Source organism: Streptomyces sp. NPDC127068 (assembly GCF_042724695.1).
Lineage (GTDB): Bacteria > Actinomycetota > Actinomycetes > Streptomycetales > Streptomycetaceae > Streptomyces.
The window spans coordinates 1-24,239 of sequence record NZ_JBHXEN010000012.1; the positions used below are offsets into that span (position 1 = coordinate 1).

Here is a 24,239-nt window from a genome sequence, read left to right on the forward strand (position 1 = left end):
AGCGTCGGGCACCCCCCCCCACCCCTGCTGGCGTGGCCGCGCGGCGCGCGGGCCCGGGCGCGCCCGCCCCCGGGGGGGTCACCCCGCCCGGGCGCCGGACTCCTCAGGCGGCGGCCTCGCGGGGGGTCGTCGGCGTACTGGGGCCGGGGTCGACCGGGTGGCTGGCCATGGCGTGGACGGTGACGTCCATCCAGGGCCACACCGGCAGCGAGGAGATGATGGTGTGCATCTCGGTGGGGTCGGCGGCCCTCCACAGGCCCCAGTTCTCGGTGCGGCCGGGTACGCGCCACATGCGGACGAGGTGACCGGAGGCGACGAGGTCGGCCGCGCGCAGGCGTTCCGCTTCGGAGACGGCCTCCTTGCGGGCGGGGTCCATGGCCTCGGGCCAGGAGATCTGGATGTTGACGAGGAATTCCACGGTCTTCCTTGGGGTGGTGCGCGTCGTGCGGGACGCGCGGCGGAACAGCGGTCAGTGGGCGAAGGGGTCGGCCGGGGTGCCGTGCTCGGTGACGATCGACTTGGTCTGGAGGAACTCGGCGACCGCTTCGACGCCGTTCTCCCGTCCGCTGCCGGACTGCTTGTAGCCGCCGAACGGAACGCTCCAGTGCAGTAGCCGGTACGTGTTCACCCAGACCACGCCGGCCTGGAGGCGGCGGGCCACCCGGTGGGCGCGGGCGCCGTCGCGGGTCCAGAAGCCGGCGGCCAGGCCGAACTCCAGGGAGTTCGCGCGCTCCACCGCTTCGTCCTCCGTGTCGAAGGGGTGGAGGGTGACCACCGGGCCGAACACCTCCTCGCGACAGACGGCCAGGTCGACGTCGGCGTCGACCAGCACCGTCGGCTCGTACCAGAAGCCCTCTTCGGCGCCGGCCACCTGGGCGCGCCGGCCGCCCGTCACGGCCTTCGCGCCGTGGCCGAGCGCGTCGTCCACGAAGGACTCGATGCGGGCGAGCGCGGCGGCGGAGGCCACCGGGCCGATGTGGGTGCGCGGATCGCGGGGGTCGCCGACGCGCAGTGCGCGCACCGCGGTCGCGTACCGGTCGACGAACTCGGCGTACACCTCGCGTTGGACGAGGATGCGGGAGCCGGCGACACAGGTCTGTCCGGCCGCCGAGAAGGCGCCCTGGCGGGCGGCGCTGACGGCCGCGTCGAGGTCCCCGTCGGCGAAGACGAGGTGCGCGGACTTGCCGCCCGCCTCACAGACGTAACGTTTCATCTGCGCTGCGGCCCGGGCTCCTAGGGCCCGGGCGACCGTGGTGCTCCCGGTGAAGGTCACCATGGCGACGTCCCCGTGCTCCACCAGCCGTTGGCCCTCTTCGGCGCCGCCGATCAGCACGCTGACCACCCCGGGCGGGAACCCCACGTCGAGCGCCAGTTCGGCCAGGCGGACGGAGGACGCGGGGGCCTGCGGCGGCGGTTTGAGGATCACCGTGTTGCCGGCGGCCAGGGCCGGCGCGAGCTTCCACGAGCCCAGCGAGAGCGCCCCGTTGAAGGGGGTCAGCGCGGCGACCACGCCCAGCGGTTCCCGGGTGACCAGGGCATCCGCGGTGCCGCTCAGCGGACGGGAACGGCTCTCCAACGTTTCGGCCACCGCCGCGAAGTAGCGGTACCAGCGGGCCAGGGCCGCCACCTCCCCCCGGGTGGCCGTCAGCGGTTTGCCGTTCGCCAGCGCCTCCCACGCGGCGAGTTCCTCCGTGTGGGCGACCAGGGCGTCCCCGAGCCGGTACAGCAGATCGGCGCGGGCGTGCGCGGGGAGCCCCGCCCAGGTCGGGTCGAAAAAGGCAGCACGGGCGCCGCGCACGGCGTCCTCCACCGCGTCCGGGTCCAGGTGCGCCCGGGCCCAGGTCCGCCCGGTGGCCGGGTCGACCAGGGGCACCGGCGTACCGGCGGGCGCCCGGCGTCGGCCCCCGGTGTGGGAGGTGAAGTCGTCGGCCGTGGGTGAGGGGTTCACGGGGTCTGGGTCCTTTCCGCGGACAGGGCGTCGCGCACGGCGGGGGTGTCGAAGTGGTGGCAGGCCACGGTGTGTCCTTCGGTTCCGGTGGGTGTCTGGGGTGGTGCGTCGCCCTCCCGGCACACCTGCGTGGCGAAGGGGCAGGAGCGCTGGAAGCGGCAGCCCGGCAACGGGGCCGCCGGGTCCGGCGGTTCGGCCCGGGTGCGCACGGCGCTGCCCGGCCGCTGCGCCCTGGGGTCCGGCACGGGGACGGCGCTGAGCAGGGCGTGGGTGTAGGGGTGGCGCGGCGCGGCGAACAGCTCCTCGCACGGGGCGGTCTCCATGATCTTCCCGCCGTACATCACGATCACCCGGTCGGAGAGGTGGCGCACCACGCTCATGTCGTGGGAGATGAAGAGGAAGCTCACGTCGCGGTCGCGGCGCAGGTCCTTCAGCAGGTTGACGATCTGGCCCTGGATGCTCACGTCGAGGGCCGAGACGATCTCGTCGCAGACGATGAAGCGGGGTTCCACCGCGAGGGCGCGGGCGATCGCCGCGCGCTGGCGCTGGCCGCCGGAGAGTTCGTGCGGGTAGCGGTCGGCGAGCTCCGGGCGGAGCCCGACCTGGCCGAGCAGTTCCTCGACCCTCTCCGCGACCTCCTCGCGGGGCACGGTCCGGTGCACGGTGACGACCTCGCGGATCGTCGCCCGGATCGTCATCCGGGGGTTGAGGCTCGCGTAGGGGTCCTGGTAGACGATCTGGGCGAGCCGGGGCAGTCGTCCGTCCCGTCGGAGTCGGTCCAGTTCACCGCCCTGGACGCGGACGCTGCCGGACGCGACGGGCGAGAGTCCGACGAGGGCCCGGCCCGTGGTGGTCTTGCCGCTGCCGCTCTCGCCGACGATGGTCACGATGCTGCGGGCCGGCACCGTGAAGGAGACCCCGTCGACGGCGTGCGCGGTGCCGGTCACCCGGCGCAGGACACCGCTGCGGATCGGGAAGCGCACGGCGAGGTCGTCGACGACCACGGCGTCGGGTGCTGCGGTCCCGGTGGCTCCGGCTGCTTCGACGCTCATGCGCCGTCTCCCGTCGCAAGGCCGCCGGTCGGCGCCGTGGCGCGGTCACCGGTCGAGGTGGTGAACGGGCAGCGGACGAGGTGCCCGGGGGCGTTCGCGGTCAGTGGGAGCAGGTCGGGCACGGTCTGGTCGCACTCCGCGTGGGCGGTGGTGCACCGGGGTCGGAAGGCGCAGCCCGGTGGTGGTGCGGCGGGGTCGGGCGGGAAACCGGGGATGGCGGGAAGTCGGTCGACGCGGTCCCGGTCCATCCGGGGGATCGATTCCATCAGGGCGCGGGTGTAGGGGTGTCCGGGCGCGTCGAACAGTGCGGTGGTGGGCGCCGTCTCCACGATCCGCCCCGCGTACATGACCGCGATGCGGTCGGTGATGCCGGCGACCACGCCCAGGTCGTGGGTGATCAGGATCAGTGCCATCCTCAGTTCCTTGCGGAGCCGGTCGATGAGTTGGAGCACCTGCGACTGGATGGTGACGTCGAGTGCGGTGGTCGGTTCGTCGGCGATGAGGACCTGGGGGTCGCGGCTGATCGCCATGGCGATCAGGACGCGTTGGCGCATGCCGCCGGACAGTTCGTGCGGATGGTTGCGCAGGCGTTCCCGGGCCGAGGGGAGGCCGACCAGGTCGAGGAGTTCGGCGCACCGGTCGGCGGCGGCGCGGCGGCTGAGCCCGTCGTAGTGGATGAGGGGTTCGGCCAGCTGCGCGCCGACGGTCATGGCGGGGTTGAGGGCGGACAGCGCGTCCTGGGAGATCAGGCCGATGCCGGAGCCGCGGACGGTGCGTATCTGTCGGGGGGTGAGCTTGGTGAGGTCCTTGCCGTCGAAGTCCACCCGGCCCGAGATGTCGACCCCGTCGTCGCCCAGCATCCGCAGGACCGCGAGCATGGTCTGGCTCTTTCCGGACCCCGATTCGCCGACGACGCCCAGCGATTCGCCCGCCGCGACGCTGAACGAGACGTCGCGGACGGTCTCCAGGGGCGCGCCGTGGCCCGCGTTGCGGCCGCGGTGGGCGACCTTGAGGTGTGCTACGTCCAGGATGGTCATGGTGGTTCCCTCCCGCTAGGCCAGTTTGATCTTGGGGTTGAAGTACGCCTGGACCACGTCCACCAGGAAGTTGATCAGCACGAAGGCGATGGCGATCACCAGGATTCCGCCCTGGACCAGGGGGATGTCCCGGGTGGAGATGGCCTGGTGGAGGGCGAGTCCGATGCCCGGCCAGGAGAAGACCGTCTCGGTGAGGACCGCTCCGCTCAGCAGGAAGCCCGCCTGGAGGCCGATCACCGTGACGACCGACGGCATCGCATTGGGCAGGACGTGGCGGACGATGACGCGGAACTCGCTGACGCCGCGCGAGCGTGCGGTGCGCACGTAGTCGTTGCCGATCACTTCCAGCACCGAGGAGCGGGTCATCCGGGCGATCACGGCGAGCGACCAGGCGGCGAGCGTGGTCACCGGGAGCACCATGTGCGCGGCGACGTCCAGGGCGCCGCCGCCGCCGATGGAGGTCATCCCGGTCGCCGGCAGCACGCGCAGTTGGAGCGAGAAGACGACGATCAGCACCAGTCCGAACCAGAACGAGGGCACGGAGTTGAAGAAGAGGACGCCCACGGTCAGTCCGCGGTCGCGGGCCGAACCCGGCTTCTGCGCGGCCCAGGTCCCGATCGCCACCCCGACGACGGCGGCCACCACGATGGCGGTGCCGGAGAGCAGCACCGTGTTGAGCAGCCGTTCGGACAGGACTTCGGACACCGGTCGGCCGAAGGAGAGCGAGCGGCCCAGGTCCCCGCCGAGGAGGTTGCCCAGGTAGCTGAAGTAGCGTGCGAGGGCGGGTTCGTCCAGACCCAGGTCCGCGCGCAGGGCCTGGCGGTCCTCCTCCGACGAGGTCGGGCCCAGGAGCGCGCTGGCCTGGTCGCCGGGGATGATCTGGCCGAGGCCGAAGGTGGCGACGGTCACCCCGAGGATGACCGGGAGCATCTGTAGGGCGCGGCGCAGGGTGAAGGTCAGCATGCCGTTTCTCCAGGACTGTTCATGACCGGCTCCACCGGGTCCGTAGCGTGGTCTTGGCGGCTCCCCGGGGCCCGCGGGCGGCGCGTGACTGCCGGGTGCGCGGGTCGAGGCGGTCGCGGATTCCGTCCCCCAGCAGGTTGAAGCCGACGGCGAGCACCACGATCGCGAGCCCGGGGATGGTGGCGACGTGCTGCGCCGTCACCAGCAGGGCGCGCCCGCCGCTGAGCATCTGGCCCCAGTCGGGGGCGGGGGGTTGGGCGCCCAGGCCGAGGAAGGCGAGGCTGGAGCTGAGGATGACGTTGCGGCCGGTCTGGAGGGTGGCGAAGACGACCAGGCCACCGAGCAGGTTGGGGGCGATGTGGCGGAAGGCGATGCGCAGGTGGCCGTACCCGAGTGCGCCGGCGGCTTCCACGTACTGTTCCTGCCGCAGGGAGACGACGTACCCGCGGACGATCCGTCCGAACTCGGGGACCGTCACCACCACCATGGCGATGATCATCGAGGTGGTTCCGGGGCCGAGCGCCACGCTGATGCCGAGCGCGAGCAGGATGCCCGGGAACGAGAACATCACGTCGAAGATCCGCATCAGGGTGCTGTCGAGCCAGCCGCCGACGTAGCCGGAGAGCAGTCCCAGACAGCCGCCGACCAGCAGGGCGAGCAGGGTGGGCAGGACGGCGACGAGGAGGGCGAGGCGGGCTCCGTGCATCAGCCGGCTGAGGATGTCGCGGCCGACCTCGTCGGTGCCGAGCAGATGCCCGTCGCTGAGCGGGCCGAGCCCGACGGACGACGGGTTCGTGGCGAGCGGGTCGTAGGGGGCGATGACCGGTGCCAGGACCGCCACGAGGACGGTGGCGGCGACGATCGTGCCCCCGATGACGGCGGTCGTGTTGCCGCCGGCGACGGAGCGCAGTCGGGCGCGCCAGCGGGGGCGCGGGGCCGGGGCGGTGTCGGGTGCCGCGGTGGTGTGCATGTCTGTTGCCTCCCTACCGGCGGCGGATGGTGGTGTAGTCGACGTAGACCGACGCGGCGGGGGTGACGCCCCTGACCTGGTGGCTGAGGACCCGCGGCAGTCGGTCCTGGTACAGGAAGAGCCAGGGGGCGTCGGAGGCGATGGTGGTCGCGGCGTCCTGGTAGAGCGCCATGCGACGGCGGTCGTCCCGTTCGCCGCGGGCCCGGTCGAAGAGCGCGTCGACGTCGGGGTTGCGGTACCAGCCACGGTTCACCCCGTTGGGGGGATGCAGGGCGCCGCTGAACATGCGTTCGAGGAAGTCCGCGGCGTCGGCGCCGGTGGTCCAGCCGTTGAAGGAGCCGTGGGTGCCGTCGTCGTACCCCTTGCCCTCCACGGCGACCAGGGAGGCGAACTCCACGTACTGGAGGTCCAGGTGGACTCCCACGGCCTTGAGGTCCTGTTGGACCAGGGACATGATCTCGGTGGCCTGGGAGAATCCCGGTCCGCTGTCGGGGGCGAGCAGTTTCAGCCGCACCGGCGTCTTCACCCCGCTCTCGCGCAGCAGTTGCCGGGCCCGGTCGGGGTCGTGGGCGTACAGGGCGTTCCCCCCGGCGGCTCGGGTCCGGTCGTCGGGGTACGCCTCGTTGCCGCGGGGCAGGGGGCCGGTGGACGGGGACACCTGGCCGCCGGTGAGGGTGGCGATGGCCGCACGGTCCACGGCGTGGTTCAGGGCCTGTCGGAAGGCCGTGTTGTCGGTGGGCGCGATCCTGGTGTTCAGCCGGAGGAAGTACTGGTTCGCCGGTTCCGGGTACTGGACGGACATGACGTCGTCGTGGGTGAGCTGTTGGACCTGTTGGGCGCCGGCGCTCAGGATGGCGTCCACCTCACCGGTCTGGGCGGCGATGGCGAGGGTGGTGGGGTCGGTGACCGACTCCACGATGAGGGAGGGGGCCGCGGGCGCGCCGCCCCAGTAGGCGGCGTTGCGCTTCATCTTGATGCGCTTGCCGTGGTCGGCCTCCTGCTGGGCGAAGGGGCCGGTACCGACGGGGTGCAGTCCGATGTCGTCGGGGCGGTGCTCGCGCAGCGCCCGGGGGCTGACGATGGACATCCGGCGGTCGGTGAGCAGGCGCGGGAGTCCCGCGTACGGTTGGGTGAGCCGCAGGGACAGGGTGTGCGCGTCCACCACTCGGACGGCTTCGATCCAGCGGGTCAGGAACTTCATGTTGCCGCTGGCCGTCGCGTCGTAGACGTCCGCCGTCTCGTCCGTGATGCGGTCGAAGTTGACCTTGACGGCGGTCGCGTCGAAGGCCGTTCCGTCCGCGAACTCCACGCCCTTGCGGAGGGCGAAGGTGTAGGTCCGGGCGTCCGGGGAGACCTTCCAGGACTCGGCCAGGGCGGGGCGCAGGGCGGGTGCCCGGTCCGTCTTCGTGCTCAGGTCCTCCCGGATGAGGGGGTCGAACAGCGCGTCCACCAGTCGCAGGCCCACGGTTCCGGAGAGTCGGTGCGGGTCCAGCGCGGGTATCTCGCCTTCGGCTCCGACGACCACGGTGTGGGCGTCGCGGCCGAATCCGGGGTTGGTGCTGCATCCGGTGAGGAGCACGGCGGCGACCGCACAGCCGATTCCGGTACGCAGCCTGCTTCTTCGTGGGTGCGCGCGCACTCTGCGGTGCGAAAGCCTCATGCTGGTCGCCTTCGTTCGTCGGAGAGGTCGTGGAGGATCGCGGTGGCCGCGTTCCTGCCGGGTGTTCCGGTGACGTAGCCGCCGGGCCAGGTCCCCGCGCCGGTGACGTAGAAGCCGCCGAGCGGGGTGCGGTAGCCCGCCAGGGCCGGATGGGGGCGATTGCCGAAGAGGCTGTGGGGGAGCATGTCGCCGTGGGTGATGTTGCTTTCGACGAGCCCCAGTTCGCTTTCGATCTCCACCGGGTTCATCAGTCGGTGGTCGACGATGCGGTCCGGCAGGCCCGGCATCAACTGGGCGAGCTCTTCGATGCAGGTCCGGCCGAACTCCTCGGTCCGCCGGGCGTCCCAGTCCCCGTCGTGCGGGCGGTAGGGGGCGTGCCAGGCGTTCACGCTGAGGAGGTGGGTGTTCCCGGGGGTGAGTCCGGGGGAGGTGAGGGTGGGTATCAGTCCCCACATCAGGGGCCGGGGCGACGGGCGTCCGGCGCGGGCTTCGCGGACGGACTCCTCGATCTGGCCCAGCGACGAGCCGACCCGGAACTGGCAGGCCCGCACCCGGTCCGGGTCGACCTCGGGGTCGAGTCCGGCGTAGGCGGGCAGCGCGTCGACTTCGAGGACCAGTTTGAACGCGGAGCCCCGCATCTCGGTCCCGGTCACGGCGGACCGGACGGACGCCCCCATCGCCGCGTCGTCCAGCAGGTCGCGGAAGAGGTGGACCGGGTTGACGGCCGCCACCACCCGGTCGGCGGTGATCTCCTCGCCGGTGGCGGTGACCACGCCGTGGGCGGACTCCCCGTCGTGGAGGATGCGCGCCACCGGTGTTCCGGTGCGGATCTCCACTCCGTGGCGGCGACAGCAGCCCTCCAGGGCGTCGACGATCGCGCTCATGGACCCCACCGGCAGTCCGGTGGAGCCGCGGAGCGCCACCCGCTCGGCCGCCTGGCCCGGGTGCCCGCCCGCCGCGGTGGCGGCGAGGGCGAACGGGCGCATCATCAGTCCGACGGCCGTGCCGGGGGCCGAGGGCGGGACGAGGTGCGCGTTCAGGGCGAGCATCCCGAGCAGCGCCTTGGCCTGGTCGGAGCGGAGGTGCGCGTGGAGCAGCTCGGTGAGGCTGCCGTCGAAGACGGCGGCGAACAACTCCCGTTCCTCGCGGTCGGTCAGTCGTTCCCGCAGGGCATCCAGGGTCGGCGGCGGCTCGTCCAGTCGGACTCCGAGGCGCGCGCCGAGTCGTTCCAGGGAACGGATCAGTCCCCGGTAGCGGCGGGCCTCGCCCGGGGCGAACCCGTCGAGCTGACGGTCGACCAGGGCCGGGTCGCGCCAGCCGAGGAAGCACCGGCCGTCGAACTGTTGGACGACCGTGGGGTCCGCCCTCACGAACCTCAGGCCGTGCTCGGCGAGCCCCAGTTCGTGCACCACGGCGGGATCGAGGGAGCCGGGTGAGTTGGTGAAGGCGAGTCGGCGTCCCGGGAGGAACTCGTAGCCGCCGCAGGGTCCGCCGAGCGCCGGGCGGGATTCGACCACGGCGACGCTGAGTCCGGCCCGGCCCAGATAGGCCGCCGTCACCAGCCCGTTGTGACCGCCTCCGACGACCACCGCGTCAAACCGGTTCATGACTCGCCCAGCCCCTTCCTCGCACCCTCGTGTTCGCCGTGTTCGTTTTTTCGTGGTGTTCGTGGTGTTCGCCGCGCGGGTCAGTTCTGCGGGGCGGCCGAGAATCCGTCGTCGAACATCCGGAGCCAATTCCCGCCGGATATCTGCTCGACCTCCGCGGCGCTGAATCCGCGGGTGCGCAACCGCTCCAACACGGGCGCGTACCCACGGCCCGCGGCGAACCATTCGGGGAACTCGACCGGTCCGGAAATGGGGACCATCGGCTTGCGGCTCCAGCGACCCTGCCGCCACCAGTGCAGTTCCTCGTCGCCCTGCCCCGCGTAGTAGTCGGAACCGAGTCCGACGTGGTCGACGCCGATCAGTTCGACGGTGTAGGCGATCATGTCGCAGAATTCTTCGACGGTGCAGTCGACTCCGTTGGGGGCGATGCGGGGATACATGCTCAGGCCCACCACACCGCCCTTCTCGGCGGCCTTCTTCAGGACCGTGTCCGACTTGTTGCGGAAGCGCAGCTCCACGTTCTCGCCGACGAATTCCCGGGGGTTGGCGTGGGTGACGGCGACCGGACGTTCCGATGCCTCCAGGGCTTCGAGTGACGTCCGCTCGTTGCAGTGGGAGATGTCGATCAGCATGCCGACCTGGTTCATCTCACGGACCAGATTGACGCCGTACGTCCGGGACAGCCCGGCGTCGTCGCCCTCCCAGCAGCCCGCTCCCGCGGAGTTCTGGGTGTTGTACGTCAGCTGGGCGATGCGCACGCCGGCCTGGTGGAAGGCGCCGACGAGGTCGAGGTCGTCCTCGAAGGGACTGCTGTTCTGGAACCCGAGGACGATCGCGGTGCGTCCGTCCCGCTCGGCCGCCCGGAGGTCGTCGCCGGAGCGGCCCTCACCGAGCAGATCGGCGTTCTCGGCGAGCAGTCGCTGCCAGCGGCCGACCTCCCGCAGGGTTTCGGTGGAGTCCTCCCAGATCGCCACGGTGGCGTGGACCGCGGTGATCCGGGCGGCGTGCCACTCCTCGAAGCGTTCACGGGAGGGCTTGACGAACTGGAGTGCGTCTACGAGCACGGTTGACTTCCTCTACTGGTCGGGCGGGAGGTGAACGGGATCGGTTCAGAGCCGGCCGAGTCGGCCCAGGGTCGCGATCTCGTCGCGCAGCCCGAGGTGGCGCAGTGCCTTCCACAGCGATGCCTGGTTGCTGGTCACCACCGGCAGACCGGTGTCCATCTCCAGGTAGGGCAGGACGTCGAAGGTGCGGTAGGTGCCGCAGGAGATCAGCAGGGCGTCCACGTCGGGGGCCGCCCGGTGCAGGCGTCGACCCAACCGGTAGGCGCTGTCCGCGTCGTGCACGCTGGCCTCGTAGGGGTCCGTCATCTGGAGGCCCTCCATCACCGGCACCTCGAAGCCGAGCGCGGTGAGGTAGTCCCGTAGGGCGTCGTTGACCTCGTCGGTGTAGATGCTGCCGACGGCGACGGAGGTGGCGCCGACCGCCCGGAGGGCGTCCACGGTCGCCTGCATCATGGTGATGGCGGGGATGCCGGTCTCGGCCGTGATCTCGTCGGTGACCTTCTCGTCGGTGCCGGGTCCCGGGATGAAGGTGCCCGGGGCGCCGCACTGCACGATCAGGTCGACCTTGGCGGTCGCCAGCTGCCGCGAGGCTTCCAGTACCTGGCTCATCATCTCCTTGAGCCCTTCCGCGTCCACGCGGGGGACGATGGTCCGCGCATCGGCGAACGCGACGCCCGTGGGGGCCACGGAGCGCCACTCCTCGGCGCCTTCGATGGCCGTGGCCGGACGGATCTGACCGATTCGTGCACGCCAACCGAGCAACATAAGCGACTTCTCCTCAACAACTGACGGTATGGGGAACGGTCGTGACTCCGGGTCGGGCTTCACCCGAGGACCCGGGGTACGGAAGGCCCCGGGGGTGGGGCCCGGGAGGGAACGACACGGGGGAATCCGGCCGCCCCCAGAACGGCCACCGGGAATCTGGGACAGTGGACCAGATCTCGTTCGGCACAACGTACCGACGGCTTCAAGCCAGGTCAATGGGGTGCGCACAGGCGAAAAACGAACACGTGGGCCACAGGACGCACGAAGCACGTGACGCGCACGAAGAAGCCGCACCGAGCACTCGGTGCGGCTGGTTCACAGGAACGGCGCGAGGGCGGGGCGACGGCGGTCCCGCGGGACCGGCCCCGGCGGGGCTACGCGGGCAGGCGCCACCGATCGGCGATCTGCGCGGCGGCCGACCGCAGCGCCGGCACCAGATCCGTCATGCGCTCGTCACTGAGCCGCGCCTCGGGCCCGTAGATGCTCAGCGCGGCGGTGATGCTCCCCTGGGTGCCGATGGGGACGGCGACTCCGCAACCACCGGTGATCCACTCTCCCCGACTCACCGCGTAGCCGCGCCGCCGGGCGTCGGCGATGCGCTCGACGACCTCCCGGGAGTCCGCGGGCGGGCCGGCGTCCCCCGACTCGCGGGCGCGCACCAGTCGTTCCAGCTCCGCCTCGGGCAGCATCGCGAGCAGCACCCGGCCGGTGGCCCCGGAGAACAGCGAGTAGGGCCGACCGACGCCGGTGATCAACCGCAGCGGTTGCGCGCTCTCCGCCTCGAAGACGGTCACGCGTCGACCGTCGACCAGGGTGGACACGCACGCCGTCTCCCCGGTGACCGCGGCGATCCGGGTGGTGGCCTCGGCCGCCGCGCCCACCAGATCACTGTTCGCGGCGTGCTTCCAGGCGAGGGTGAGCGCGGCCGGGCCGATGACGTACTTGCGGGAGTGCTCCTCCAGGACGGCCAGGCCCACGCGTTCCAGGGAGACGAGGATGCGCTGCGTCGAACTCTTGCTGATGACCAGGTCGCGGCTCAACTCGCGCACCCCGCGCGGCCTGTCGGCCTCGGCGATCGCCTTGAGGACCGCCAGGGCGTGGTCCACGATCTGCACCGTGGCGCCACCGGCCGGGGCGACGGGCTCGTCCGCGGCGGAGGCGGGCCCCCGCGCGTGACCCGACGGGGCCGACTCCGCAGGCTCCGACCCGTGCTCGGTCGCCATGGCGGCCGGTCCTCTCCCTGTGCACGGCGGAAGCCCGTTCCGGGCCCTTGCGCGAAGGGGGTTTCCGCCGTCGGTCAGTGCTGGATGACGTGATCGTTCGCGATTATCACACAGGGGCCACACGGAGTCACCCTCTCCGTGAGCCGTACGGGTGAGCCGCCCCGACGGGTCACCAGCGCTCGGTGAGCAGGTCCGGGCCGGGCGGCCCACCCGGCAGCGGGCCGTGCCCCGTCCGCAGTCCGTCCAGGGCGATCGCGAGGGTGCGCTGACGGGCACTGACGGCCGCATCGAGGAGGTCCGTCCGCTCCTGCTGCTCGAACTGCTCGACCAGGGAGGACTTCCCGAGCTGTTCGATGAGCAGGGCGACGTCCACCGCGGTGGCGTCGGCCCGGAGCACTCCGGCCTCGTGCGCACGCGCCACCAGGGCGAGCATCAGCTCCTCGGACCGGGTGAACCGCTCCGCCATCTCGTCGGTGACGGAGATCGTGCCGGCCAGCGACCCGAGCGCGCCGCCGCTGAACTCGACGGCGGCGGTCACGTAGTGGACGAGCCCGGCCCAGGGGTCCTCGTGTTCCAACCCGTGCTCCGCGGCTTCGATCCACTGACCGAGCGAGAGCGCGCACAGGTGCTGGAACAGCTCCTCCTTGGTGCGGTAGCGGCGGTACAGGCTGGCGATCCCCACCCCGGCGCGGGCCGCGATCGCCGCCACGGAGGCGTGGGCGCCGTCCACCGCGAGGACCTTCTTGGCCGCCTCCAGCAGCGCACGGTCGTTGCGTTCGGCTTCTGCGTACCGGGGTGCTCGTCGGGCCATGGCCTCACTCTAGCGGCTTGCGAAGCGAATCACTCCGTTATACGTTTCCAAACGAAGCGAAATTATCCGTTTGGAGGGTTGCCGTGCTGGCCGTGGTGATGCAGGAGTTCGGAGCGCCGCAGGTCCTGGAGGCGCGACAGGTCGCGGAACCGGAGCCGGGTCCCGGTCAGGTGCTCGTCGACGTGGCCTACGCGAGCGTCACGTTCGTCGAGACCCAGGTGCGTTCCGGCAGCGGCCCCTTCGGTCGCCCGCCGCTGCCCCGGGTGCCGGGCAACGGCGTCGGCGGACGCGTCACCGCCGTCGGCCCCGGGGTGGACCCCGCCCTGCGGGGCACGACCGTCGTCACCACGACCGGCGGCACCGGAGGCTACGCCGAACGCGCCCTGGCCCGGGTCGACGACGTGGTGCCGGTCCCCCCGGGGCTCGATCTGCGCGAGGCGGTCGCGCTCCTCGCGGACGGCCGCACGGCGCTACTGCTCCACCGGCAGGCAGCGGTGGAGCCGGGCGAGAAGGTCCTGGTGGAGGCCGCCGCGGGCGGTGTCGGCAGCCTCCTGGTGCAGTTGGCGGTGCACGCCGGGGCGCGAGTGGTGGGTGCGGCGCGCGGCGACCGGAAGGCCGAACTCGTCGCCTCGCTCGGCGCCCGTCCCGTCGACTACTCCGAGGACGGCTGGCCCGACCGGGTCCGGGAGGCGGCCGGCGGCGCTCTCGACCTCGTCTTCGACGGGGTGGGCGGCACCATCGGCACCGAGGCGACCGACACGCTGCGCCCCGGTGGCCGGATCAGCCGGTACGGCATGGCGAGCGGCGCGGACGCCGAGCCGGACGAGGAGGCGCTCGCCGCCCGCGGCGTCCGGTCCCTCGCACTGTCCGCGGCTCCGACGCCCGCCGAGACCCGTGCCCTGATCGGCGACGCCCTGCGGCTGGCGGTGCACGGCACCCTGCGGCCCGTGATCGGCCAGACCTTCCCCCTCGCCTCGGCGGCAGCAGCGCACGCGGCCATCGAAGCCCGGGCCACCCTGGGCAAGACCCTGCTCGTCGTCGGGGACGTCGAGCCCGCGGACGTCGATCGATGAGCGGTCCCACCCGCGAGCCGCCCGCCCGCGCCGGTGCCCGGGAGTGGGTCGCCCTCGCGGTGCTGGGCGTCCCGGCCGTCCTGGTCATGATGAACATGTCGGTGCTCTACCTGGCGCTGCCGACGCTCAGCCGCGATCTGGGCCCCAGCGGCTCCCAACTGCTGTGGATCACGGACGTGTACGGCTTCCTGGTCGCCGGTTCGCTGATCGCCACGGGCGCCCTCGGGGACCGACTGGGACACCGCCGGATGCTGCTGGTCGGGGCCGTCGCGTTCACCGCCGCCTCGCTCCTCGCGGCCTACGCGACCGGCCCCGGGACGCTCATCGCGGCCCGTGCGCTCCAGGGGTTGGCGGCGGCCTTCCTGGCACCCTCCTCGCTCTCCGTGATCCGCAACCTGTTCCGGGACCCCGGGCAACGCACCCTCGCCATCACGATCTGGATGACGAGCTTCATGGCCGGCGGTGCCCTCGGTCCGCTGGTCGGCGGCGCGCTGCTCCAGTACTTCTGGTGGGGCTCCGTCTTCCTCGTCGCCGTACCGGCCATGGTGGTGCTGCTGCTCACGGTCCCGTTCCTGGTGCCCGAGTTCCGCACCACCGGCGGCGGGCGGTTGGACCCGGTCAGCGTCGCGCTGATCCTGCTGGCCCCCCTCACGACCGTGTACGGGGTCAAGAGCCTCGCCCTGGACGGCTTCGCTCCCGTCGCGCTGGCCTGGGTGGCCGCCGGACTGCTCATCGGCACGACCTTCGTCCGACGTCAACATCGGCTCGCCACCCCGCTGATCGACCTGTCCCTGTTCCGCGTCCCCGCGTTCGCGGTCTCGGTCGGGGGCATGGTGGTGGTCGGCGCGGTCCTGTTCAGCACCAGCCTGCTCAGTTCGCAGTACCTCCAACTGGTGCTGGGGTTCGAGCCCTTGACGGCGGGGCTGTGGCAGTTGCCGACGGCCGTGGCCGGTACCGCGGTCGCCCTGTGGGCCTCCGGACTGACCAGCCGGTTCCCACCGCCCGTGCTGATGGGCACGGGAGCCGCCTGCGCCGTGCTGGGGCCGGTGCTGCTCACCCGGGTCGACGGCGGGCCCGGGTACCTGGTGGCCGGTTCCGTGCTCCTCTTCGCCGGGCTCACCCCGTTCATGGCCCTGGGCACCGGACTGGTGGTGGGCGCGGCCCCGCCGGAGCGGGCCGGTGCCGCGTCGGCCGTCTCCGAGACCGGCGCGGAACTCGGCGGCGCCCTCGGCATCGCCGGTCTGGGCAGCGTCGCCGCCGCCGTCTACGGCGACCGGCTGGCCGACCGACTGCCCCGGGAGCTCTCCGCGCACCTCGACGGGCCCGCCGCCGAGACGCTGCCCGCGGCGCTGGAGGCGGCACGGCAGTTGCCGCCGGCCACCGCAGCGCAGCTGGTGGGGGCCGCGCACGACGCGTTCACGCAGGCCCTCCACGTGCACGCGTTCGTCCTGATGCCGTTGCTGGTCGCCCTCGCGGTCCTGACCCTGGCCCTGCGCGGCCGGGCGGCGCGCACCCCGCAGGGCACCATGTCCCCCGAGGGCCGCGGCGCGGACGTCCGCGCCGGCCACTGACCGAACCCATCGAAGGGAAGCCCGCTCATGCAGGTAGAGGTGTACTTCGACGTCCTGTGCCCCTGGTGCTACATAGGGCACCGACGACTGGCGACCGCACTGGCGGGACGAGACGCGCCGGTCGTCGTCTGGCGCAGCCTGGAGTTGGCACCGGACGGCGACCGGGTGCCCGGCGAGACGGCCGCCGAGGTCATCGCCCGGTACGCGGGCAGTACCGAACAGGCTGCCGAGCGCCTGAAGTTGATCGAGTCGAACGGTGCGGCCGAGGGGCTGCGGCTCGACCTGCACCGGGCCCGGCCGGTCAACTCCTTCGACGCCCACCGGCTGGTCAAGCTGGCCGCCGCCCACCGACGGGTGGACGAGGTCCTGGAACTGCTGCTGCACGGTTACCACACCGAGGGGCTCAACATCGCCGACGCCTCGGTGCTCCAACGGCTGGGCACCGAGGCGGGACTCGACCCGTCCGAGGTCCACCGCGTGCTGTCCGGAACGGAGTTCGCGGCGGACGTCCGCGCCGACGAACGGCGGGCCGCCGCACACGGAATCCGTGGGGTGCCCACCCTGGTGGTCGACGGGGGGCCGCCGGCCTCCCTGATCCAGGACCCCGCCGCCCTCGCCCGCCTGCTGTCGACCCCCTCGGCGACGCCCCAGGGAAGTCAGTAGAAGCGCGGGCCCGCGTCGGTGACCCGGACGTTCTGGGCCAGGCCCGGCTTGCCGTCCTTCACCGTCTGGCACCGGTACGAGGTGGGCGAGTCCAGGGGCACCAGCACCGCCCGCGGGATGCCGCTGCAACGGACCGCGTCGGGGGTGTAGTTGCCGTAGAGCAGACGGGCGGCCCCGTCCCGGGTGAGGACGGCCTTGCGGGGAGTGGCCTGGTACTCCACGTGGCTGGACGAGAAGTCGGAGGTCTCCCCGATCTTCACGTCCCAGGTCAGCTTGAGCCCCTCGTAGGTGCTGGTGCAGGTCAGTTCGGTGCCGGCCTTCGAAGCCGCGGAGTCGGGGCACTCGGCGCTCACGTCACCCCCGGCCTTGGCCATGTTCAGGGTGCGCGTGCGCAGTTCGTACGCCAGTTGCTCGCCGAAGGGCGCTCCGGCTGCGGGCGACGGTTGCAGTGCGGCGTCCGGTAGGGCGGCGGGCTCGGGCACCTGCTGCGGGAGCAACGCCAGGGCCTTGGAACGGGAGTCGGACCGGTCCGGGTCGCCGTCCCCGTCCGAACACCCCGCAACGAGGAGTCCGAGCAGGGCGACAGCAATCGGGATCTTCATCGTGCGCATGATCATCACCCTAGTGGCCGCCCGAGCAGACGTCGCTCAGGTCACCGTGACCGGGTGGCGGACCACCGCGTCGAAGAGGTAGCCCTGGGTGTTGTGCGCGGTGCTGAGCGGCTGGGTACGGCCGGTGGTGTCGGTGGCGCGGGCCAGCAGCACGGCGGGCCCCGGCACCACGGGACGCCAGTCGGTGTGCCAGCGGACCCAACCGGCGCGCCGGGGCGGGTCGAGGAGCCGCGCGGATCGCCAGTGGTGGCCCCCGTCGACGCTGGTCTCGACCCGGACGACCCCACCGGCACCGGACCAGGAACGGCCCGTCACCCGGTGCCGCTCCCCCGCCGGGAGGCGGGCGTTCCAGGGCAGTTCGAGGGCCGTCTTGAGGGTCTGCCGGGTGAGCGGCGGGCTGCCCTCGGCCGGGTGGGTGGCGCCCCAGAGCCGGTAGAAGGAGGTGTTCCAGGGCGAGTAGAGCGGCTCGGCGGAGACCTCGACGTCACCGACCCACTTGATGGAGGCGATGCCTATCCACGAGGGAACGACGACGCGCACCGGGCTGCCGTGGTCGGGCGGGAGGGGTTCGCCGTTCATCTCGTACGCGAGGATGACGTCGTCCAGGGCCTTGGCGGCGGGCAACGGGCGGCGCACCCGGCCCAGGGACGCCCCGTCGGGCGTGACGTACTCGGCGTCGAGGCCCCGGGGCATCACGTCCACGGCGTCGCGTCGGATTCCGGCCCGGCGCAGGACGTCCGCCAGCCGTACCCCGCGCCACCGGGCGGCACCGATCGCGCCCAGCGTCCAGGCGGTACCGGAGACGGACTGCCCCTGCTGGCTCGCGAACAGGCTGCGCCCGTTGCCCGCGCACTCGACGACCGCACTGCGGGTGACGGCGGGCAGGGCCCGCAGGTCGTCCAGTCCGAAGACGGCCGGGTCGCCGCGCAGTCCGCTGCCCCACACGGTCAGGGTCCAGTCGTCCGGGGCGAGCGCGGGGGTGCTGGTGTGGTTGCGGACGAAGAACCGCTCGTTGGGCGTGTGGTAGCCGGTGCCCGCCAGTGCGTCGAACTTGGTCTCGGCGTTGGTGCCCCGCACGGTGAACCACTCGGGCGGCAGTGGTTTGCGGATGCCGGCGGCGGCGTGCGCCGGGGCCGCGGCACCCGGCAGGGCCGTCTGGAGCGCGGTGGGCAGGGCGCTCAGGGCGGCGCTGGCGCCGAGCAGTCGGAACAGGTCCCGACGGGCGACGCCGTCGGCGCGGGCCCGACCGTCGAGCCACTGGCGCAGTCTGAGGTGGTCGTAGCGGTGTTCGGGGGTGATGGGCACGGCGGTTCCCTCGCGGACGGAACGGAGCGGGACGGGACGGAGCGGGACGGGACGGGAGGCGGGCGGAGCGGCGCGCGGCCCCTTCGGGGGGCGGGGCGGTGACCCGATCGGGCGGGTGCGGACGGCGCGCGGGGTCGGCGTGGGGCTCGGGTCAACAACAGCCGTGCGCGGGGCGGGCGCAGCGGGCCGGGTCCGAGTGTCCGTGGCGAGGGGCCATGACGGTGATGGTACGACGGCGAGCCGGGGCGCACCGGGAGTTCGCCGAAGCGGGCGGATCCGTTCCGTCGGGAGCAGACCCGCCCGGTGGGGCCGCGGTCAGGCCCGGCGGGCGGCGACGACCATGCGGTCGTGGTCGGCGCGCAGCGGCCCGCCGTCCTCGCCGTGTCCGGTGACGTCGGTGAACCCGGCGGCGTGGAGCCAGTCCCGCAGTTCGGGGAAGGCGAACAGCCGTACGTGGAAGGAGAACGTGCGGGCCCGACCGTCGCGCACCACGGTCCGTTCCGCGTGCAGCCGCGAGGTGAGCGGATCGAGGTGGTGCCGGTCCGCGAACAGGTCGCCGTCTTCGTGGACGGCGATCCGGGCGGGTCGGTGTCCGCGCAGGGCGGAAGTGAGGTTGTTCAGGTCCAGGATCACCCGGCCGCCCGGCCGCAGCGTCCGGGCGACGCCCCGGAGCACCGCGCGGTTGGTGTCGTCGTCGAAGTACCCGTACGCGGTGAACCAGTTGACGACCGCGTCGAACTCCCCGTCCCACGGGAGGTCGCGCATGTCGCCCTGGCGGTAGTCGACGGGGACGCCCCGGGCGGACGCGTCGGTGCGGGCCCGGGCGAGGAAGGCCGGCGAGGAGTCGATTCCGGTGACGGCGTGGCCCCGGGCCGCGAGGCGGTTGGCGATGCGGCCGTGCCCGCAGGCCAGGTCGAGGACCCGGGCGCCCGGGCGGAGTTCGAGGAGTCGGACGATGAGGTCCGCGTCGGCCTCGCTGCGGTCGTCACCGACCTGGCGTTCGTGGTCCGCCGGGATTCCGGGTCCGGCGTAGAAGTGCAGGTAGTCCTCGTCGTACAGGGCTGCGGCATCGAAGTCTTGGTCGGCCATGGGACGACGGTAGGCCGGCGGTCCGCTCGGAGCGACTGGATTTGGCGCGGACCGAGGGGCTGCGCCGAACGATCAACAGCTGTGGTGCGTAGGGAGGTTGGCCGTCGTGGGGCGCGGGGCGCCGGACGGGCGGTGGGCCGCCCGGTCGCCACCCGGCGGCGGAGCCGGGAAGCGGGCGCTACCGGGCCGCGGCCAGGCCGGCGAGCGCGCCGACGGGGTCGGGGGACGCGTTGCCGCGGGGCCACCAGTCCTCGTGGCCCGGCTCCGATTCGTAGGCGTACCAGAGGCCGCCCTGCCCCAGGCGGAGTTGGAGGTGACCGCGGGGGTGCGTGAGGTGGTTGCGGGCGGGGCGGAAGGCGGGGAGGCCGGCGGCGAGGAGGGCGGGGCGGGCCCGGTCGAAACGGCCGGCCGGCGGGTCCCAGGGCTCTTCGAGGACGGTGAGCGCCGCCGGACCGCCCTGCCGCCAGGCGGCGACCGCGCGGCCGAGTTCCGCGGGGGTCCGGCCGGTCGCCGCGGCCAGCGAGGCGTACAGGGTGCGGGTCGTGGCGGTGAGGCCGGAGCCGGGGCGGGCGGCGGCGACCCGTACCGCGTCCTGCCACAGGGTCAGCCCGGCGACGGGGTCCCGGCCGGTGGTCAGCAGGGCGTGGGCGCGGGCCGCCGCGTCCGTCGCCAACTGGTCCAGTGCGAAGGGGTCGGGGCCGTCCGCGCCGGCCGGGTGGGCCGGCGGCTGTTCGGGGTGCGCGGGGACCGGCAGCGGTGGCGGCAGCGCGGGCAGGGTGCGCGGGGTGAGCGCGGTACGGGCGCGGACCCCGGGGAAGGGGGCCGGGCCGGTGTCGTCACGGGCGCTGCGGGCGGCGCTGCGTCGGGACAGCGCGGACAGCAGGTCGTCCTCGGCCCGGCCGCGCAGGTGCAGCAGGACGAACGGGTCCGCGTCCAGGAGCCGTGCCGTCTCGTAGCAGAGGGCGGCGGCGTGCTTGCAGGGGCTGCCGGAGTCGGGGCAGCCGCACACGGGGTCGAGGTCGCCGGGGCCGGGCAGCAGGTCGGCGCACTCGGCGAGGGAGTGCGGCATGTCCTTGTCGAGCAGCGCGGCGAGGTGGCCGGGGTGCTCGGCCGCCGCGTCGAGGAAGGCGTCCCACTGCTCGTCGGTGAGGGTGGGCAGCCGGAGTTGGGTGCGGTAGGGCCGCGGACGGCTGCCGTGCACGTAGGCGAGGATGCGTCCCGGTGCCACGCTGACCGTGCCGACGCGGCCGGTGGCGGCGTACTCCCGGCCGCGTCGTAGTCGGCCCGCGTCGAGGCCGCCCTCCTCCAGTGCGCGGACCCAGGCGTTGCCCCACCAGGTGGCGGCGATCGGAACGTCCGACGGCGGGTCGGCGGGAGCGGGAGCGGGAGCAGGGTCAGCGGGAGCGGGGTCGGCGGGCGCCGGAGCGGAGCGGGCCGGGGGAGAGACGGCCAGGGCGGGCGGGGTCGGGGTCGGCTCCGGTGCCGGACCGGAGGTGTCTTCGGGCGGGCCGCCGGCCGGGGGGTCCTCGCTGCGCTCGACGGCGCGGCGGGCCCGGGCCGTGCGCAGCGCCCGCCGGGCGACGTCCCCCGGGCGGTCGGCGGCGTGGGGGGCCACCGGGGTGGGGGGCGCGGGTACCCCGGTCGGGGCGGTGGGCGCGCCGGTCAGGTCGGTCGGCGGGGCGGTGGGGCGGGACCGGCGGGCCGCGTGGAGCGCCCGGCGGGCCGCCTCGGACGGGCGCGGGAGGTCGGCCGCGCGTTCGTGTTCGGGTTCGGTCGCCGGATCGGCGGCCCGGGTGCTCGTCGTCTCCGTCATGCGGGCCTCCTGAGCGAGACCAGGTCGGTCAGCTCCCGGTCGGTCAGCTCGGTGAGTTGCGTCAAGGGGGTCTCGCCGGAGCCCAGCACGGCATCGGCGAGGGCGCGCTTGGCCACCAGCAGGTCGGCGATGCGGTCCTCGACGGTGCCCTCCGCGATCAGGCGGTGCACCTGGACCGGCTGGGTCTGGCCGATGCGGTAGGCGCGGTCCGTCGCCTGTTCCTCGACGGCCGGGTTCCACCAGCGGTCGAAGTGGACCACATGACCGGCTCGGGTGAGGTTCAGCCCCGTGCCGGCGGCCTTCAGGGACAGGACCAGGACTGGGGTCGCGCCCGCCTGGAAACGGTCGACGAGGCGTTCCCGCTCGGGCACGGGCGTGCCGCCGTGCAGCAGTTCGGCGGGCACCGCGCGGTCGGTGAGGTGGGCGCCGATGAGGCGGGCCATCGTCGCGTACTGGGTGAAGACCAGTGCGGAGCCCTCCTCCGCGAGGACGGTGTCCAGCAACTCGTCCAGCAGGGTCAGCTTGCCGGACCGTCCGGCGAGACGGGGGTGCGGGGTGCGCGCGGCGGGGGTGGGGAGCTGTTCCTTGAGGTACAGGGCCGGGTGGTTGCACACCTGCTTCAGCGAGGTGAGCAGGCTCAGGACCAGCCCGCGCCGGGCGATGCCCTCCGAGGCCGTGATGGCCGCCAGGGACTCCCGGACGACGGCCTCGTACAGCGCGGCCTGCTCGCGGGTGAGCGGGACGGGGTGGTCCGTCTCGGTCTTCGGCGGGAGTTCGGGGACGATGCCGGGGTCGGACTTCCTGCGGCGCAGCAGGAAGGGGCGGACCAGTCGGGCGAGCCGTTCGACCGCCTCGGTGTCCCCGGGTTCGGCGACGGCGGGGGCAGTGGTGGTGCCGTCGGGGGCGCGGGCGGTCCGTAGCGCGTGCATCGCGACCGTCGCGCTGGTGGCGTTCTCCACCGTGCGGGCGTGGCGGGCGCGGAAGGACTTCAGCGGGCCCAGCAGTCCGGGGGTCGTCCAGTCGAGGAGGGCCCAGAGTTCCGAGAGGTTGTTCTCGACGGGGGTGCCGGTGAGCGCCACGCGCGCGGGGGCGGGGATGGTGCGCAGGGCCTTGGCGGTGGCGGAGTACGGGTTCTTGACGTGCTGCGCCTCGTCGGCGACGACCATGCCCCAGGGGCGCTCGGCGAGTTGGGCGGCGGTGGAGCGCATGGTGCCGTACGTGGTGAGGACGAAGCCGCCGGTGAGGGTCTCGGGGTCGTCGAGGCTGCGGGCGCTGCCGTGGAAGCGGCGGACCGGCACGCCGGGGGCGAAGCGGGCGATCTCCCGCTGCCAGTTGCCGAGCAGGGAGGCCGGGCAGACCACCAGGGTGGGTTCGGGGCGGTCCCGCCGCAGGTGCAGGGCGATCAGGGTGACCGTCTTGCCGAGGCCCATGTCGTCGGCGAGGCAGCCGCCGAGGCCGAGGGAGGTCATGAGGTCCAGCCAGGCCAGGCCCTCGCGCTGGTAGTCGCGCAGGCGGGCGCGGAGAGCGGGGGGCGGCTCGACGGGGGGCACTCCTTCGGCGAGCCGGTCGCGGAGCGTGGCGAGGGCGCCGACGGGCACGGCGGGCACCTCCTCGCCGTCCACCTCGGCGGTGCCGGTGAGGGCGACGGCGAGCGCGTCGATCGGATCGAGGAGGCCCAGCTCGCGTTTGCGGGCCTTGCGGACGAGCGCCGGGTCGACGACGACCCACTGGTCACGCAGCCGGACCACCGGGCGGTGGGCCTCGGCGAGGGCGTCCATCTCGGCTTCGCTGAGCGGATCGCCGCCGAGGGCGAGCTGCCAGCGGAACTGGAGCAGCTGTGCGCTGTCGAAGAGGGGCGTGCCGTCCGTGGCCGAGCCGGGGGCGGGGCGGACGACGGCGCTCGCGGTGAGGTCCTGGGCGAGGTCGCGCGGCCAGTGCACGGCGACGCCGGCGGCGGCGAGGCGCTGGGCGGCCACGCCGAGGAGGTCCGTCAGCTCGTCCTCGGACAGGGCGAGGACGGCGGGGACCTCCTGGTCGCCGAGCCGGTCCAGCGGCGGCCAGATCCGGGCGGCACGGCGTACCGCGAGGGCCGCGTCGACCCGGGCCCGGGGGCCGAACGCCTCGTCGGCGCCGCCCGCCCACAGGCTCGCCGCGTCCACCACCAGGGTGGGGTCGGCGAGGCTGTGCACCTGCACGATCGCGGCGCCGGCGCGGCGCCCGACGGCCGTGTCGGCGGAGCCGTCGGCAGCGTGAGCGCCGCTGGCGCCGCCGTCCGAGTCGAAGACGGTGAACGGGGAGAGGTCGAGGCGCAGCGAGATGCGCACGCCCGCGTCGGCACCCGCGGCGACCTCCGCGGCCCAGTCCCGCGCACGGGGCAGGTGCTGGGGCTCCCGGGCGGCGTAGGGCGCGCCGACGGCGTGCGGGGCCGCGGGGGTGCGCGGGAGGGTGTCGGCCACGGCGTCGAGGAAGGCCCGGAGCAGGTCCTCGGGCCGGGGCAGTTCCAGCGGGGTGCGGCCGGGCAGCGGGGTGGCGTAGCCCTCGGGGGGCAGGGCCGCGGCGATGGCCCGCAGATGGGCGAGGTCGTCGGCCTCCAGGGGGCCGGCCCGCCAGGCGTCGTGGGCGTCGGCGGTGAGTCCGGGCAGGATCCGGCCGCGGGCGACCAGCCGCAGGGCGAGGAGCGCGGCGGCGCCCCAGCAGGCCGTGGCGGCGTGGGCGTCGGCCTCGCCCCGGGCGTGGACGAGCAGCGGCAGGGCGTCGGTGAGGGGGAGCAGCCGGGCGGGGACGGTGGCGCTGCGGACGCCGCGGCCGTGGGGGCGCACCACGGTCAGCTCACCGGGCTCGCCGGGCTGCTCGGCGGGTGCCGGCTCCCCGGGGGCGAGGAGCTGCCCCGTCGGGTCCCAGAACGCCAGTCGGCCTTCGCGCGGTGGCTGGGCCGGCAGGAACACCGCAGCCAGTCGTGACATGCGCATCCTGTGGTCCACCTCCTCGCTCGTCGCACCGACCGGTCGTCTTCG

20 protein-coding genes are annotated in these 24,239 nt (G+C 73.6%); 3 read left to right on the top strand and 17 right to left on the bottom strand.

Annotated features, from left to right (window positions below):
• Nucleotides 1–103 precede the first annotated feature (103 nt).
• From ACFWIA_RS09745 to ACFWIA_RS09800, 12 genes are all read right to left on the bottom strand, one after another.
• Nucleotides 104–418 (bottom strand): muconolactone Delta-isomerase, encoded by a 315-nt coding sequence (locus ACFWIA_RS09745; protein ID WP_387002156.1) that lies wholly within the window; start codon nucleotides 416–418, stop codon nucleotides 104–106.
• 51 nt (nucleotides 419–469) lie between these two features.
• A complete protein-coding gene (locus tag ACFWIA_RS09750; protein WP_387002158.1) occupies nucleotides 470–1,948 on the bottom strand; it encodes an aldehyde dehydrogenase in 1,479 nt (492 codons plus the stop codon).
• Entirely contained in the window at nucleotides 1,945–3,000 is a 1,056-nt protein-coding gene (locus ACFWIA_RS09755) for an ABC transporter ATP-binding protein (protein ID WP_387002160.1), read from the bottom strand. The genes ACFWIA_RS09750 and ACFWIA_RS09755 overlap by 4 nt, the downstream gene beginning before the upstream one ends.
• Nucleotides 2,997–4,037, bottom strand: a complete 1,041-nt coding sequence (locus ACFWIA_RS09760; RefSeq protein ID WP_387002162.1) for an ABC transporter ATP-binding protein — start codon at nucleotides 4,035–4,037, stop codon at nucleotides 2,997–2,999. The genes ACFWIA_RS09755 and ACFWIA_RS09760 overlap by 4 nt, the downstream gene beginning before the upstream one ends.
• 15 nt (nucleotides 4,038–4,052) lie before the next feature.
• Nucleotides 4,053–5,000: an ABC transporter permease gene (locus ACFWIA_RS09765; RefSeq protein WP_387002164.1), complete on the bottom strand. Its 948-nt coding sequence runs from the start codon at nucleotides 4,998–5,000 to the stop codon at nucleotides 4,053–4,055.
• 19 nt (nucleotides 5,001–5,019) lie between these two features.
• Entirely contained in the window at nucleotides 5,020–5,970 is a 951-nt protein-coding gene (locus ACFWIA_RS09770; protein ID WP_387002166.1) for an ABC transporter permease, read from the bottom strand.
• A gap of 13 nt (nucleotides 5,971–5,983) precedes the next feature.
• On the bottom strand, nucleotides 5,984–7,630 hold the full coding sequence (locus tag ACFWIA_RS09775) for an ABC transporter substrate-binding protein (RefSeq protein ID WP_387002168.1): 1,647 nt from the start codon (nucleotides 7,628–7,630) through the stop codon (nucleotides 5,984–5,986).
• Entirely contained in the window at nucleotides 7,627–9,237 is a 1,611-nt protein-coding gene (locus ACFWIA_RS09780; protein ID WP_387002170.1) for a phytoene desaturase family protein, read from the bottom strand. Before ACFWIA_RS09780 ends, ACFWIA_RS09775 begins: the two co-directional genes overlap by 4 nt.
• An 80-nt stretch (nucleotides 9,238–9,317) precedes the next feature.
• Nucleotides 9,318–10,301 (bottom strand): membrane dipeptidase, encoded by a 984-nt coding sequence (locus ACFWIA_RS09785; RefSeq protein ID WP_387002172.1) that lies wholly within the window; start codon nucleotides 10,299–10,301, stop codon nucleotides 9,318–9,320.
• 45 nt (nucleotides 10,302–10,346) lie between these two features.
• On the bottom strand, nucleotides 10,347–11,066 hold the full coding sequence (locus tag ACFWIA_RS09790) for an aspartate/glutamate racemase family protein (protein WP_387002174.1): 720 nt from the start codon (nucleotides 11,064–11,066) through the stop codon (nucleotides 10,347–10,349).
• A 374-nt stretch (nucleotides 11,067–11,440) separates the two neighbouring features.
• Nucleotides 11,441–12,289 carry an IclR family transcriptional regulator gene (locus ACFWIA_RS09795; protein ID WP_387002176.1) on the bottom strand — a complete coding sequence of 283 codons (849 nt, stop codon included), beginning with the start codon at nucleotides 12,287–12,289 and terminating at the stop codon, nucleotides 11,441–11,443.
• Between the two features lie 169 nt (nucleotides 12,290–12,458).
• Entirely contained in the window at nucleotides 12,459–13,100 is a 642-nt protein-coding gene (locus tag ACFWIA_RS09800) for a TetR/AcrR family transcriptional regulator (protein ID WP_387002178.1), read from the bottom strand.
• A gap of 83 nt (nucleotides 13,101–13,183) precedes the next feature.
• Between ACFWIA_RS09800 and ACFWIA_RS09805 the strand changes: the two genes are divergently transcribed.
• From ACFWIA_RS09805 to ACFWIA_RS09815, 3 genes are read left to right on the top strand one after another with little or no spacing between them, the layout of a single operon-like run.
• Nucleotides 13,184–14,173 carry a zinc-binding dehydrogenase gene (locus ACFWIA_RS09805; RefSeq protein ID WP_387002180.1) on the top strand — a complete coding sequence of 330 codons (990 nt, stop codon included), beginning with the start codon at nucleotides 13,184–13,186 and terminating at the stop codon, nucleotides 14,171–14,173.
• On the top strand, nucleotides 14,170–15,744 hold the full coding sequence (locus ACFWIA_RS09810) for an MFS transporter (RefSeq protein WP_387002182.1): 1,575 nt from the start codon (nucleotides 14,170–14,172) through the stop codon (nucleotides 15,742–15,744). Before ACFWIA_RS09805 ends, ACFWIA_RS09810 begins: the two co-directional genes overlap by 4 nt.
• A gap of 27 nt (nucleotides 15,745–15,771) precedes the next feature.
• Nucleotides 15,772–16,407 (top strand): DsbA family oxidoreductase, encoded by a 636-nt coding sequence (locus ACFWIA_RS09815; RefSeq protein WP_387002183.1) that lies wholly within the window; start codon nucleotides 15,772–15,774, stop codon nucleotides 16,405–16,407.
• Here the strand turns inward: ACFWIA_RS09815 and ACFWIA_RS09820 are convergent.
• From ACFWIA_RS09820 to ACFWIA_RS09840, 5 genes are all read right to left on the bottom strand, one after another.
• Nucleotides 16,401–17,018, bottom strand: coding sequence for a hypothetical protein (locus tag ACFWIA_RS09820; RefSeq protein WP_387002185.1), 618 nt, complete (start codon nucleotides 17,016–17,018; stop codon nucleotides 16,401–16,403). The genes ACFWIA_RS09815 and ACFWIA_RS09820 overlap by 7 nt on opposite strands.
• Nucleotides 17,019–17,054: 36 nt before the next feature.
• The gene (locus ACFWIA_RS09825) at nucleotides 17,055–18,323 is read right to left on the bottom strand and encodes a sulfite oxidase (RefSeq protein WP_387002186.1); all 1,269 of its coding nucleotides are present in this window, start codon (nucleotides 18,321–18,323) and stop codon (nucleotides 17,055–17,057) included.
• Nucleotides 18,324–18,638: 315 nt separating this feature from the next.
• Complete coding sequence (locus ACFWIA_RS09830) at nucleotides 18,639–19,412, bottom strand: class I SAM-dependent methyltransferase (RefSeq protein WP_387002188.1); 774 nt, start codon at nucleotides 19,410–19,412, stop codon at nucleotides 18,639–18,641.
• A 178-nt stretch (nucleotides 19,413–19,590) separates the two neighbouring features.
• Entirely contained in the window at nucleotides 19,591–21,225 is a 1,635-nt protein-coding gene (locus tag ACFWIA_RS09835; protein WP_387002190.1) for an SWIM zinc finger family protein, read from the bottom strand.
• Entirely contained in the window at nucleotides 21,222–24,188 is a 2,967-nt protein-coding gene (locus ACFWIA_RS09840; RefSeq protein ID WP_387002192.1) for an SNF2-related protein, read from the bottom strand. The genes ACFWIA_RS09835 and ACFWIA_RS09840 overlap by 4 nt, the downstream gene beginning before the upstream one ends.
• Nucleotides 24,189–24,239: the final 51 nt, after the last annotated feature.

What these genes read in the sequence shown, in the direction of transcription:
- ACFWIA_RS09765 (WP_387002164.1), bottom strand. Translation starts at nt 5,000, where the DNA reads ATGCTGACCTTCACCCTGCGCCGCGCCCTACAGATGCTCCCGGTCATC.
- ACFWIA_RS09835 (WP_387002190.1), bottom strand. Translation starts at nt 21,225, where the DNA reads ATGACGGAGACGACGAGCACCCGGGCCGCCGATCCGGCGACCGAACCC.
- ACFWIA_RS09755 (WP_387002160.1), bottom strand. Translation starts at nt 3,000, where the DNA reads ATGAGCGTCGAAGCAGCCGGAGCCACCGGGACCGCAGCACCCGACGCC.
- ACFWIA_RS09800 (WP_387002178.1), bottom strand. Translation starts at nt 13,100, where the DNA reads ATGGCCCGACGAGCACCCCGGTACGCAGAAGCCGAACGCAACGACCGT.
- ACFWIA_RS09820 (WP_387002185.1), bottom strand. Translation starts at nt 17,018, where the DNA reads ATGCGCACGATGAAGATCCCGATTGCTGTCGCCCTGCTCGGACTCCTC.
- ACFWIA_RS09790 (WP_387002174.1), bottom strand. Translation starts at nt 11,066, where the DNA reads ATGTTGCTCGGTTGGCGTGCACGAATCGGTCAGATCCGTCCGGCCACG.
- ACFWIA_RS09770 (WP_387002166.1), bottom strand. Translation starts at nt 5,970, where the DNA reads ATGCACACCACCGCGGCACCCGACACCGCCCCGGCCCCGCGCCCCCGC.
- ACFWIA_RS09775 (WP_387002168.1), bottom strand. Translation starts at nt 7,630, where the DNA reads ATGAGGCTTTCGCACCGCAGAGTGCGCGCGCACCCACGAAGAAGCAGG.
- ACFWIA_RS09795 (WP_387002176.1), bottom strand. Translation starts at nt 12,289, where the DNA reads ATGGCGACCGAGCACGGGTCGGAGCCTGCGGAGTCGGCCCCGTCGGGT.
- ACFWIA_RS09810 (WP_387002182.1), top strand. Translation starts at nt 14,170, where the DNA reads ATGAGCGGTCCCACCCGCGAGCCGCCCGCCCGCGCCGGTGCCCGGGAG.
- ACFWIA_RS09815 (WP_387002183.1), top strand. Translation starts at nt 15,772, where the DNA reads ATGCAGGTAGAGGTGTACTTCGACGTCCTGTGCCCCTGGTGCTACATA.
- ACFWIA_RS09760 (WP_387002162.1), bottom strand. Translation starts at nt 4,037, where the DNA reads ATGACCATCCTGGACGTAGCACACCTCAAGGTCGCCCACCGCGGCCGC.
- ACFWIA_RS09830 (WP_387002188.1), bottom strand. Translation starts at nt 19,412, where the DNA reads ATGGCCGACCAAGACTTCGATGCCGCAGCCCTGTACGACGAGGACTAC.
- ACFWIA_RS09780 (WP_387002170.1), bottom strand. Translation starts at nt 9,237, where the DNA reads ATGAACCGGTTTGACGCGGTGGTCGTCGGAGGCGGTCACAACGGGCTG.
- ACFWIA_RS09840 (WP_387002192.1), bottom strand. Translation starts at nt 24,188, where the DNA reads ATGTCACGACTGGCTGCGGTGTTCCTGCCGGCCCAGCCACCGCGCGAA.